Consider the following 13,618-nt stretch of genomic DNA (forward strand, 5'->3'; position numbering starts at 1 on the left):
TTGTTAAGTTATGTCGCGTCGCTTGAGCGCTGCTCGATCATGTGTCAATTGCTCGGGCAGACTGCGATACATGCTTTCAGCCAGGATCAAGCAGTCCGTGGGCCTCGGTAGCTAGCGCACAGACGAAGGATGTCAAGTCGGCAGGTCGCGATCGTGAGGTTACGCATTACCTTTCATGACACCATGTCTTATGTCGCCCCCGTCGATGGGATGAGTCCTGTGCGCGACACTCGGGTAGCATCATGACGGACGAGCACGCCGATTCGAGGGCGACGTCGCTGGCGGAGGGCGAGCTCCGCGCCTTGATCGCATCCCGTCTCGGGGAGCGGCTGAGCATCGATCCGCGGTCGATCGATCTCCGCGAGCGGTTCAGCCGTCATGGGCTCGACTCACGCGGGGCGACGGAGCTCCTCGCGGACCTGGCCCGGGCGCTCGGACGCCCCCTGTCCCCCCTCCTGATCTGGCAACACCCGACCCCCGAGGCCCTGGCGCGTCACCTGGCCGGCGGGACGAGCGAGCGCGGAGCGCTCGCGCAGGAGCGTCCACACCTCGAGGACGAGCCCATCGCGATCATCGGCATGGCCTGTCGCCTCCCGGGCGCCGCGAGCCCGGAGGCCTTCTGGCGGCTGCTTCGAGGCGGGGTGAGCGCGATCACCGAGGCGCCGAGGGAGCGGTGGGACCCGGACGCGCTGTTCGATCCCGACCTCGCCGCCCCCGGCAAGATGAACACCCGCTGGGGAGGGTTCCTCGACCGGATCGACGGCTTCGATCCGATGTTCTTCGGCATCTCGCCCCGTGAGGCCGCCGCCATGGACCCGCAGCAGCGGCTCATGCTCGAGCTCAGCTGGGAGGCCCTCGAGGACGCCGGGATCGTCCCGAGGACGCTGAAGGGCAGCCAGACCGGCGTCTTCTTCGGCTCCATCTGGGACGACTACGCGACGCTGCTTTATCAGCACGATCTTCAGGCCATCACGCAGCACACGGTGACGGGGCATCATCGCAGCATCATCGCGAACCGCGTCTCGTACACGCTGGGCGTGCACGGCCCCAGCATGGCGATCGACTCGGCGTGCTCGGCGGCGCTGGTCGCCGTCCACCTGGCCTGCGAGAGCCTGCGGCGCGGCGAGTCCACGCTCGCCCTCGCGGGGGGCGTGAACCTCAACATCATCCCGGAGAGCACGATCGGGATGTCCAAGTTCGGCGGCCTGTCCCCGGACGGCCGGTGCTTCACGTTCGACGCGCGGGCGAACGGCTACGTGCGCGGCGAGGGCGGCGGCGTGGTGGCGCTGAAGCGCCTCTCGCGCGCCATCGCGGACGGGGATCCCATCCACTGCGTCATCCGCGGCAGCGCGGTGAACAACGACGGCGAGACCCACGGGCTGACCGCCCCCAATCCGCTGGCGCAGGAGGCGGGCTTGCGCCTCGCGTACCGGCGGGCAGGCGTCGATCCTGCCGACGTCCAGTATGTCGAGCTGCACGGCACCGGGACGCAGCTCGGCGATCCCATCGAGGCGGCGGCGCTCGGCGCGGTGCTCGGGGAGGCGAGGCCCCCCGACCGCCCGCTGCTCGTGGGCTCGGCCAAGACCAACGTCGGTCATCTGGAAGGCGCCGCAGGCATCGTCGGCCTGCTCAAGGTGGCGCTCTGCATCAAGCACCGAGAGCTCGCGCCCAGCCTCAATTTCGAGGAGCCGAACCCCCATATCCCGCTCTCCGATCTGAAGCTCGCGGTGACGCGCGCCCTCGGCCCGTGGCCGGCCCCGGATCGGCCTCTCCTGGCCGGCGTCAGCTCCTTCGGCATGGGAGGGACGAACTGCCACGTCGTGCTGACCGAGTGGTCGTCGCCCGGGGTCGAGCTCCTCCCCCTCTCGGCCGAGAGCCCCGGGGCGCTGCGGGCGCAGGCGGAGCGGTGGCTGGAGACCACGGCGCCGCCCGAGGGCAGCGCGTCCTCGTCGCTCGTCTGGGCTCGAGCCGCGAGCCCAGAGGAGGCCGGGGCGCATCGGCTCGCGGTGACCGCGCGCTCCACCGACGAGCTCAGGCGACGCCTGCGAGGGTTCCTCGACGGACGGACGCAGGTGGGCGTGTCGGCGGGTCGAGCGGAGCCCGGCGCCGCGGCCGACGTGGTCTTCGTCTTCGGCGGTCAGGGGTCGCAGTGGCCCGGCATGGGCCTCCGGCTGCTGCACCGCGAGCCCGTGTTCCGGGCCGCGATCGAGCGGTGCAGCCGCCTGATCCAGCGGCACCTCGGCTGGTCCCTCGTGGACGAGCTGACGGCCGATCGGCAGGGCTCGCGGCTCGATGGAATCGACGTCGGCTTCCCGGCCATCGTGGCCACCGAGATCGCCGTCGCGGCGCAGTGGCGCGCCCTGGGGGTCCGGCCCGCGGCCGTCGTGGGCCACAGCATCGGCGAGATCGCGGCGGCTCATGTCGCCGGCGTCCTGAGCCTCGACGACGCGATGCGGATCGTCTGCGCCTATGCGCGCGTCCTCGGGCAGCTCCGGGGAAGAGGCGTCATGGGCGTCGTCGGGCTGTCATGGGAAGAGTCCGCCGAGGCGCTGCGCGGCGCCGAGGGGCGCCTCTTCCGCGCGATCCAGCAGAGCGCCGACTCGACGGTGCTGGCGGGCGAGCCGGGCGCGCTCGACGCCGTCTTCCAGGCGCTCGGGCGCCGGGGCGTCTTCTGCCGCCGCGTGGCGACGGACGCCGCGCCCCATTGCCCCATGGTCGACGGCCTGCGCGAGGAGCTGCTCGAGGCGCTCCGCGAGGTGCGGCCCCGCGACGCGACCCTCCCCGTCGCCTCCGAAGTGACCGGATCGGTGCTCCCGGGCGAGCGCTTCGACGCGCACCACTGGGTCCGGAATCTCTGTGATCCGGCGCTGTTCTCGACGGCGATCGATCATCTCCTGCAGGAGGGATTCCGCACCTTCGTCGAGATCAGCCCGCATCCCATCGCCCTCCACGCCATCCAGTCGAACCTGCGCCGCTCCGGCCTCCACGGGGTCGTGCTGCCGTCGCTCCGCCGCGACGAGGACGAGCGAGAGGTGATGCTGGACACGCTGGGAGCCCTCCATGTGACCGGCGCGCCGGTGAGGTGGGAAGCGCTGCATTCGGCCGGTGGGTCCGAGCCGGCGGCGCGCGCGGAGGCGCCGCCGGCGCTGCCGCTGCTCCTGTCGGGCAAGACGGACGCGGCCCTGCGGGCGCAGGCCGACGCGCTGCGCGCGCACCTGGATCGGCACCCGGGGGCTCGGCTCGCGGACATCGCCTGGTCCCTCGCCACCACGCGGACGCACTTCGAGCGGCGGGCGGCGGTGGTCGCGCGCGACCGCGCGGCGCTCCTCGACGCCCTGAGCGCCCTCGCCGACGGTCGCCTCGCCCCCGAATCGACGGTGCTCGGCGAGGCCAGGGCGCGGGGCGCGCTCGTCTTCGTCTTTCCGGGACAGGGATCGCAATGGCCCGAGATGGCGAGGGCGCTCCTGGAGAGCTCCGAGGTCTTTCGCGAGCGCATCGAGGCCTGCGACCGCGCGCTGGCTCCCCACGTCGGCTGGTCGCTGCTCGACGTGCTCCGCGCCGAGGAGGGCGCCCCCGCGCTCCAGCAGGCCAGCGTCGTGCAGCCGGCGCTCTTCGCCATGATGGTCTCGCTGGCCGCGCTCTGGCGCTCGATGGGCGTCGAGCCGGACGCGGTCGTCGGCCACAGCCAGGGCGAGATCGCCGCCGCGTGCGTGGCGGGCGCGCTGTCGCTCGAGGACGCGGCCAAGGTGGTCGCGCTGCGCAGCCGCGCGCTCGCCCGGCTCGAAGGAAAGGGCGCCATGGCCGCCGTGGAGCTCCCGGCCGCCGAGCTCGAAGGGCGCCTCGCGCGCTGGGGAGAGCGGCTGTCCATCGCCGCGGTCAACAGCCCTCGCTCCACCGTCGTCTCGGGCGATCCGGACGCCGTCGACGCGTTGCTCCGCGATCTCGCGGCCGCGCACATCTTCGCCCGCAAGATCCGCGTCGACTATGCCTCGCACTGCGCCCAGGTGGAGGCGATCCGCGAGGAGCTCTTGGCCGAGCTCGCGGGGACGACGCCGCGCCCGGCGACCCTCGCCCTCTACTCGACGGTGAGCGGCGACAAGCTCGATGGAAGCGAGCTCGACGCCGCCTACTGGTACCGGAACCTGCGACAGACGGTCCGCTTCGCCGACGCCGTGCAGCGGCTCCTCTCCGGAGGACATCGGTTCTTCGTGGAGGTGAGCCCCCATCCGGTGCTCACGCTGGCGGTGCAGGAAGCGATCGAGGCGTCGGGAGCTCCCGCCGCGGCCGTCGGCTCGCTGCGGCGGGACGAGGGGGATCCCCGGCGGTTCCTCCTCTCGCTGTCCGAGCTCCACACGCGCGGCCTCGACCTCGACTGGACCAGGATCCTGCCCGACGGCCGGAGGGTGCCGCTGCCCACCTACGCCTTCCAGCGCGAGCGCTACTGGCTCGATGCGCTCAAGGCCCCTCGCGCCGGCGTGGCCTCCGCGGGCCTCTCCCCCGCCGATCACCCCCTGCTCGGCGCCGCGGTCCGGCTGGCCGACACCGGCGGCTTGCTCCTGACCGGCCGTCTGTCGCTGGAGAGCCACCCCTGGCTCGCCGGCCACGCGGTCTTCGATGTCGTCGTCCTGCCCGGCACGGCCTTCGTCGAGCTCGCGCTCGTCGCAGCTCACCATGTGGGCCAGGCCCGTGTCGAGGAGCTCACGCTGGAGACCCCGCTGTCGCTGCCGCCAACGGGCGCCGTTCATCTCCAGCTCTCCGTCGGCGCCCCGGACGAGGCGGGGCGCCGATCGCTGGTGATCCACGCGCGCCCTGAAGAACGCCGGAGCCCGACCCACGTCGACGCGAGCGGCGAACGCCGGAGCCCGACCCACGTCGACGGCGCCCCGCCCGACGCGCCGTGGATCCGGCACGCCACCGGCACGCTCGGGCGCGCGGCCCCGGCCTCCGATGCGCCCCCGTTCAACCTGCACGAGTGGCCGCCTGCGGGCGCCTCGGCGCTCGATCTGGACGGGGCCTACGACCGCCTCGCCCGCGCAGGGCTCGCCTACGGCCACGACTTCCAGGGGCTCCTGGCCGCCTGGACGCGCGGAGACGACGTGTTCGCCGAGGTCGAGCTCCCTGAGCCTCCCGCGCAGGAGGCCAGCAGCTTCGGCCTCCACCCGGCCTTGCTCGATGCGGCCCTCCACGCGCTCCTGCTCGCGACGCACGGCCCGGACGAGGTATCGCTCCCGTTCTCCTGGGCGGGCGTGTCCCTTCACGCGACCGGGGCCACCCGCCTGCGGGTGCGCTTCTCACGCCGCGCTGGGGACAGCGCGGTCTCGATGGCCATCGCCGACGCCGCGGGGGAGCCGGTCGCGCGGGTGGACGCCCTCCGCACGAGGCCTGCGTCGAGGGAACAGCTCCAGGGCGCCCGCGCCTCGCGGCTCGATGCGCTCTATCGCCTGGGCTGGTCACCCCTGCCCAGCGCCACCCCCGCGCCGCTCACCGGGCGCTGGGTCGTGCTCGGGGCCGACGACGGCGGACTGCTCGCCGCGCTCGGAGGGCCCCGCGAAGGCCGCGTCCCCACCCGCGCCGGCACGGCCGCGGCCCGCGTCGAGCGGCACGCCGATCTGGCCGCGCTCAGGGAGGCTCTCGACCGGGGCGAGCCTGCGCCCGAGGTCGTCGTCATCTCCTGGATCTCGCGCGCGATCGAGGTCGTCGACGTCGTAGAGGCCGCTCACGACGCCGTCCAGCGGGGGTTCGCGCTCCTCCAGGCCTGCCTCGTGGACGAGCGCCTCGCCGAGAGCCGGCTCGTCCTGCTGACCCGCCGCGCTGTCGCCACGCGGCCCGACGAGGACGTCGTCGATCTGGTCCATGCCCCCCTCTGGGGCCTCGTGCGCTCGGCTCAGTCCGAGCACCCCGATCATCCCCTGTTCCTCATCGACCTCGACGACGCCGAGGCGTCCCTGCGCGCGCTGCCCGCCGCGCTCGCGTCCGGCGAGCCCCAGCTCGCCCTGCGCGGCGGAGCCCTGCACGTCCCGAGGCTCGCCGGCGTCCGGGAAGGGGCGAGCCGCGCCGCCGCCCGCCCGCTCGACCCCGACGGCACGGTGCTCATCACAGGCGGCACGGGCACGCTCGGCGCGCTGGTCGCCCGCCACCTCGTCGAACGGCACGGCGTCCACCACCTCCTCCTCGCCTCTCGTCAGGGCCCCTCCGCGCGAGGCGCCGAGTCGCTTCAGGCCGAGCTCGCCGCCGCGGGCGCGCGCGTCACGCTCGCCGCGTGCGACACCGCCGATCGTGACGCCCTGGAGCGGCTGCTCGCCTCCATCCCCGACGACCACCCGCTGACCGCCGTCGTCCACACCGCCGGGGTGCTCGACGATGGCGTCGTCCTGTCCCTCACCCCGGATCGCATCGACCGCGTCCTGCGACCCAAGGTGGATGCGGCCTTCCACCTGCACGAGCTCACGAAGACGCTCGATCTCTCCGCCTTCGTGCTCTTCTCCTCGATCGCCGGCGTGCTCGGCACCCTGGGCCAGAGCAACTACGCCGCGGCCAACACCTTCCTCGACGCCCTCTCCCATCATCGCAGGGCCCACGGACTGCCGGCCACCTCGCTCGCCTGGGGCTACTGGGCCGACCGCAGCGGCATGACCTCGCACCTCGCCGACGCCGACCTCGCGCGGCTCTCGCGCTCCGGCATGGGCGCGCTCTCGTCCGACGACGCGCTCGCGCTCCTCGATGCGGCCCTGAGGTGCCCCGACGCCCTGCTCGTCCCGGCGCGCATCGACATGGGTCGAGACGCTGCGGCCTCGGGGCCCTCCAGCGCGGGCCGGGGCGCCTTCGCGCCGCCGCCGGTGCTCCGAGGTCTCGTCCACGCCACGGCGCGGCGCCCCGTCGCCGGCCGCGCCGGCGGGCCACAGGCCCAGCGGCAACGCCTCGCCGCCCTGTCCGGCGCCGATCGCGACCGCGCCCTGCTCGACCTCGTCCTCACCGAGGCGGCGACCGTCCTCGGCCTCGCGCAGCCGAACGCCATCGAGCCGGGCCGCCCGCTCCAGGAGCTCGGCCTCGACTCCCTCATGGCCGTCGAGCTGCGCAGCCGCCTCGGCGCCGCCGCCGGCCTGCGCCTGCCCGCCACGCTGCTCTTCGACCACCCCACGCCTTCCGCCCTGGTCCGGCGGTTGCGCGCGGAGATCGACGGCCATCGCGGCGAGGCCGCCTCCTCCTCGGCGCTCCCTCGCTCGGCCTCGGCCCCGGGGATCGCGAGCAACGAGCCCATCGCCATCGTCGCGATGAGCTGCCGTTTCCCCGGCGGCGTCCGCACCCCCGAGGAGCTCTGGGCGCTGCTCCAGCGCGGCGGGGACGCGATCTCCGCCTTCCCCGAGGGCCGCGGCTGGAACCTCGATGAGCTCTACGATGCCGACCCCGACGCAAGGGGCAAGAGCTACGTGCGCGAGGGGGGCTTCCTCCACGACGCCGACCGCTTCGACCCCGCGTTCTTCGGCATCAGCCCCCGCGAGGCGCACGCCGTCGATCCGCAGCAGCGCCTGCTCCTCGAGACCTCCTGGGAGGTCCTGGAGCGCGCCGGCATCGACCCCGTGTCCGTTCACGGAAGCCAGACCGGCGTCTTCGTCGGCATGATGTACCACGACTACGGCGCCCGCTCGTTCCAGGCGTCCGACACCCTCGACGGCCACGTCTGGATCGACAGCGCCGCGAGCGTGGCGTCGGGGCGCATCGCGTACACGCTGGGGCTCGAGGGCCCCGCGGTCACGGTCGACACGGCGTGCAGCTCGTCGCTGGTGGCGCTCCACCTGGCGTGTCAGGCGCTGCGGCAGGGGGAGTGCTCGCTGGCGCTCGCGGGCGGGGTCGCGGTGATGGCGACGCCGACGACGTTCATCGAGTTCAGCCGGCAGCGGGCGCTGGCGCCCGACGGGCGCTGCAAAGCGTTCTCCGCGAACGCCGACGGCACGTCGTGGGGCGAAGGGGTCGGGATGCTGCTGCTGGCGCGGCTCGAGGACGCACAGCGAAACGGCTATCCGGTCCTCGCGGTCGTCCGCGGCTCGGCGGTGAACCAGGACGGCAGGAGCCAGGGCCTGACCGCGCCGAACGGCCCCGCGCAGCAGCGCGTCATCCGCCAGGCCCTGGCCAGCGCCGGGCTGTCGCCGGCCGACGTGGACGCCGTCGAGGCCCACGGCACGGGGACCACGCTCGGGGACCCGATCGAGGCCCAGGCGCTGCTGGCCACGTACGGTCAGGAGCGTGGCGAGGACAGGCCCCTCTGGCTCGGTACCCTCAAGTCCAACCTCGGCCATACCCAGGCCGCGGCGGGGGTGGCGGGCGTCATCAAGATGGTCCTGGCCCTGCAACACGGGCTGTTGCCGAGGACGCTGCACGCCGAGCAGCCTTCGCCCAGGGTCGACTGGTCTCAGGGGACCGTCCGCCTGCTGACCGAGCCGGTGGCCTGGGAGCCGAACGGCCGGCCGCGGCGCGCCGGCGTGTCCTCCTTCGGCATCAGCGGCACCAATGCCCATGTCGTGCTGGAGGAAGCGCCTGCGGCCCTGGAGAAGGCGCCTGGGGCTCTGGAGAAAGCGCCTGCGGCCCTGGAGAAAGCACCTGCGGCCCTGGAGGAAGCGCCTGCGGCCCCGCCGCGGTGGCTGTTGTTCCCGGTGTCGGGCAAGACCGACGCGGCCCTGCAGGCGCAGGCCGCCGAGCTAGGGGCCCATCTCGAGGCCCACCCCGATCTCGCGCTGCCGGACGTCGCCCATTCGCTCGCCACCACCCGGACGCACTTCGAGCGACGGGCCGTGGCGGTCGCGAGCGACCGCACAGCGCTCCTCGAGGCGCTGGACGCCCTCGCGCAGGGCCGCGCCGCGCCGAGCGCCGTGCTCGGCGAGGCGGCCGTCCGCGGGGGTGTGGTCTTCGTCTTTCCCGGGCAGGGCTCGCAGTGGCCCCACATGGCCAGGGCGCTCCTGGAGAGCTCCGAGGTCTTTCGCGAGCACATCGAGGCCTGCGCCCGCGCGCTGGCTCCTCACGTCGACTGGTCGCTGCTCGACGTGCTCCGCGCCGAGGAGGGCGCCCCCGCGCTCCAGCGGGCCAGCGTCGTGCAGCCGGCGCTCTTCGCCATGATGGTCTCGCTGGCCGCGCTCTGGCGCTCGATGGGCGTCGAGCCGGACGCGGTCGTCGGCCACAGCCAGGGCGAGATCGCGGCCGCGTGCGTGGCGGGCGCGCTCTCCCTCGAGGACGCGGCCAAGGTGATCGCGCTGCGCAGCCGCGCGCTCGCCCGGCTCGAAGGAAAGGGCGCCATGGCCGCCGTGGAGCTCCCGGCCGCCGAGCTCGAAGGGCGCCTCGCGCGCTGGGGGGAGCGGCTCTCCATCGCCGCGGTCAACAGCCCTCGCTCCACCGTCGTCTCGGGCGAGCCCGACGCCATCGACGCGCTGCTCGACGAGCTCGAGTCGGCGCACGTCTTCGCCCGCAAGGTCCGCGTCGACTACGCCTCGCACTGCGCGCAGGTGGAGGCGATCCGCGAGGAGCTCCTGGACTGCCTCGCTGGCGTCGCGCCGCGCTCATCCACCCTTGCGTTCTACTCCACGGCGCACGGCCACAAGCTCGATGGCGCCGCGCTCGACGCCGGCTACTGGTACGAGAACCTCCGGCAGACCGTCCGCTTCGCGGACGCCGCCCAGGCGCTCCTGGCCGACGGACATCGCTTCTTCGTCGAGGTCAGCCCCCACCCGGTGCTCACGCTGGCGGTGCAGGAGGTGCTCGATGCCTCCGGCACCCCGGCTGCCGCCGTCGGCTCGCTGCGGCGCGACGAGGGCGACCTCCGCCGTCTCCTGCTCTCGCTGTCGGAGCTCTACACCCACGGCCTGGCCCTGGCCTGGACCAAGGTCCTGCCCGCCGGCCAGAGGGTGCTCCTGCCCACGTACGCCTTCCAGCGCGAGCGCTACTGGCTCGCGGCGCCCGAGCCCCGCAGCGCGGAGGTGACCTCGGCCGGCCTCGGCGCCGCCGACCACCCGCTGCTCGGCGCCGCCGTGGTCCTCGCGACCACCGGCGAGCTGCTCTTCACCGGGCGCCTGTCGCTCGAGGGCCACCCCTGGCTCGCCGGCCACGCGGTCTTCGAGACGGTCCTCTTGCCCGGCACCGCCTTCGTCGAGCTCGCGCTCGCCGCCGCCCGCCACGCCGGGCTCGGCCGCATCGAGGAGCTCACGCTGGAGGCTCCGCTCGCGCTGCCGCCCCGGGGCGGCGTCCATCTTCAGCTCTCCGTCGGCGTGCCGGACGAGGCGGGGCGGCGGTCGCTGACCCTCCACGCCCGCCCGGAAGGCGACGACAACGCCCGCTGGACCCGCCACGCCACGGGCGCGCTCGCCCCCGCCGCCGACGCGACGCCCTTCGACCTGCGCGCCTGGCCGCCCGCCGGCGCAGAGCCGCTCGATCTGAACGACCTCTACGAGCAGCTCGCCGGCGCGGGGCTCGCGTACGGCGACGACTTCCAGGGCCTCGCTGCCGCCTGGAAGCGCGGAGACGACCTGTTCGTGGAGGTGTGCCTCCCCGAAGGTCCCGCCCAGGATGCCGGCCAGTTCGACCTCCACCCCGCGCTGCTCGACGCCGCCCTCCACGCCTTCGCGCTGGAGATCTGGAATCGCACGGGCAACATCGTGCTCCCCTTCTCCTGGGCGGGCGTGTCCCTGCACGCGACCGGAGCGTCCAGCCTGCGCGTGCGCCTCTCTCGAAGGGAGGAGAACGGCGCGGTCTCGCTGACCGTCGCCGACGCCGCGGGCGAGCCCGTCGCATCCATCGACGCCCTCCGCACGAGGCCCGCCTCCCCGGAACAGATCAAGAGCGCGCTCGCCTCGCATCACGATGCGCTCCGCCGCCTGGAGCGGACGACGCCCCCCGGCGCTGGCGCTCCGCCCCGCGCGAGGCGCAGGGCGCTGCCCGGCGCCGGCGACACCCGCTTGCGCCAGGCGGGTCGCGCCAGCGCGGGTCGGGACGCCGCGGGCGCCAACGGCGCGCCGTCGACGTTCAAGCAGCGCCTCGCTGCCCTGTCCGACGAGCGCCGGAGCCGCGTCCTCCTCGACCTCGTCCGCGCCGAGGTCACCGTGGTCCTCGGTCTCACGGCGCCGACCGCCGTCGATCCCGGCCGCCCGCTCCAGCAGCTCGGCCTCGACTCCGTGATGGCCCTCGAGCTGCGCAACCGCCTCGGCGCCGCCACCGGCCTGCGCCTGCCCGCCACGCTGCTCTTCGACCACCCCACCCCCTCTGCCCTCGTCCGGCGGCTCGAGGGGGAGATCCTCGGCTCCGACACCAAGGCGGTCTCCTCGTCCGCCGTCTCCTCAGCAGCCGCTCGCAACGAGCCCATCGCCATCGTCGGCATGAGCTGCCGTTTCCCCGGCGGCGTCCGCACCCCCGAGGAGCTCTGGGCGCTGCTCCAGCGCGGCGGGGACGCGATCTCCACCTTCCCCGAAGGCCGCGGCTGGGATCTCGACGGCCTCTACGACCCCGACGCCGCCACCCTGGGAAAGAGCTACGTGCGCGAGGGGGGCTTCCTCCACGACGCCGACCGCTTCGACCCCGCGTTCTTCGGCATCAGCCCCCGCGAGGCGCTCGCCATCGATCCGCAGCAGCGCCTGCTCCTCGAGACCTCCTGGGAGGCCGTCGAGCGCGCCGGCATCGACCCCGCCTCTCTCCACGGCAGCCAGACGGGCATCTTCGCAGGCGTCATGTACAGCGACTACGGCGCGCGCCTGCTGCAGGCCCCGGACGCCCTCGAGGGCTATGTCGGCATCGGCAGCGCCGCGAGCGTGGCGTCGGGGCGCATCGCGTACACGCTGGGGCTCGAGGGCCCCGCGGTCACGGTCGACACGGCGTGCAGCTCGTCGCTGGTGGCGCTCCACCTGGCGTGTCAGGCGCTGCGGCAGGGGGAGTGCTCGCTGGCGCTCGCGGGCGGGGTCGCGGTGATGGCGACGCCGACGACGTTCATCGAGTTCAGCCGGCAGCGGGCGCTGGCGCCCGACGGGCGCTGCAAAGCGTTCTCCGCGAACGCCGACGGCACGTCGTGGGGCGAAGGGGTCGGGATGCTGCTGCTGGCGCGGCTCGAGGACGCACAGCGAAACGGCTATCCGGTCCTCGCGGTCGTCCGCGGCTCGGCGGTGAACCAGGACGGCAGGAGCCAGGGCCTGACCGCGCCGAACGGCCCCGCGCAGCAGCGCGTCATCCGCCAGGCCCTGGCCAGCGCCGGGCTGTCGCCGGCCGACGTGGACGCCGTCGAGGCCCACGGCACGGGGACCACGCTCGGGGACCCGATCGAGGCCCAGGCGCTGCTGGCCACGTACGGTCAGGAGCGTGGCGACGACAGGCCCCTCTGGCTGGGCACCCTCAAGTCCAACCTCGGCCATACCCAGGCCGCGGCGGGGGTGGCGGGCGTCATCAAGATGGTCCTGGCCCTGCAACACGGGCTGTTGCCGAGGACGCTGCACGCCGAGCAGCCTTCGCCCAGGGTCGACTGGTCTCAGGGGACCGTCCGCCTGCTGACCGAGCCGGTGGCCTGGGAGCCGAACGGCCGGCCGCGGCGCGCCGGCGTGTCCTCCTTCGGCATCAGCGGCACCAATGCCCATGTCGTGCTGGAGGAAGCGCCTGCGGCCCTGGAGAAAGCACCTGCGGCCCTGGAGAAGGCGCCTGGGGCTCTGGAGAAAGCGCCTGCGGCCCTGGAGAAAGCACCTGCGGCCCTGGAGGAAGCGCCTGCGGCCCCGCCGCCGTGGCTGTTGTTCCCGGTGTCGGGCAAGACCGACGCGGCCCTGCAGGCGCAGGCCGCCGAGCTAGGGGCCCATCTCGAGGCCCACCCCGATCTCGCGCTGCCGGACGTCGCCCATTCGCTCGCCACCACCCGGACGCACTTCGAGCAACGGGCCGTGGCGGTCGCGAGCGACCGCGCGGCGCTCCTCGAGGCGCTGGACGCCCTCGCGCAGGGCCGCGCCGCGCCGAGCGCCGTGCTCGGCGAGGCGGCCGTCCGCGGGGGTGTGGTCTTCGTCTTTCCCGGGCAGGGCTCGCAGTGGCCCCACATGGCCAGGGCGCTCCTGGAGAGCTCCGAGGTCTTTCGCGAGCACATCGAGGCCTGCGCCCGCGCGCTGGCTCCTCACGTCGACTGGTCGCTGCTCGACGTGCTCCGCGCCGAGGAGGGCGCCCCCGCGCTCCAGCAGGCCAGCGTCGTGCAGCCGGCGCTCTTCGCCATGATGGTCTCGCTGGCCGCGCTCTGGCGCTCGATGGGCGTCGAGCCCGACGCGGTCGTCGGCCACAGCCAGGGCGAGATCGCGGCCGCGTGCGTGGCGGGCGCGCTCTCCCTCGAGGACGCCGCCAGGGTGGTCGCGCTGCGCAGCCGCGCGCTCGCCCGGCTCGAAGGAAAGGGCGCCATGGCCGCCGTGGAGCTCCCGGCCGCCGAGCTCGAAGGGCGCCTCGCGCGCTGGGGGGAGCGGCTCTCCATCGCCGCGGTCAACAGCCCTCGCTCCACCGTCGTCTCGGGCGAGCCCGACGCCATCGACGCGCTGCTCGACGAGCTCGGGTCCTCGCACGTCTTCGCCCGCAAGGTCCGCGTCGACTACGCCTCGCACTGCGCGCAGGTGGAGCGATCCGCGAGGAGCTC

2 pseudogenes are annotated in these 13,618 nt (G+C 74.2%); both read left to right on the plus strand.

Going from position 1 to position 13,618, the window contains the following annotated elements:
* Window positions 1-242: 242 nt before the first annotated feature.
* Window positions 243-3,347, plus strand: a pseudogene (locus WMF31_RS38495) (type I polyketide synthase); the annotation flags it as partial.
* Window positions 3,348-3,422: 75 nt separating this feature from the next.
* Window positions 3,423-13,535, plus strand: a pseudogene (locus WMF31_RS38500) (SDR family NAD(P)-dependent oxidoreductase); the annotation flags it as partial.
* Window positions 13,536-13,618: the final 83 nt, after the last annotated feature.

The sequence above is a fragment of the Sorangium sp. So ce1036 genome (assembly GCF_051369805.1).
Lineage (GTDB): Bacteria > Myxococcota_A > Polyangia > Polyangiales > Polyangiaceae > Sorangium > Sorangium cellulosum_F.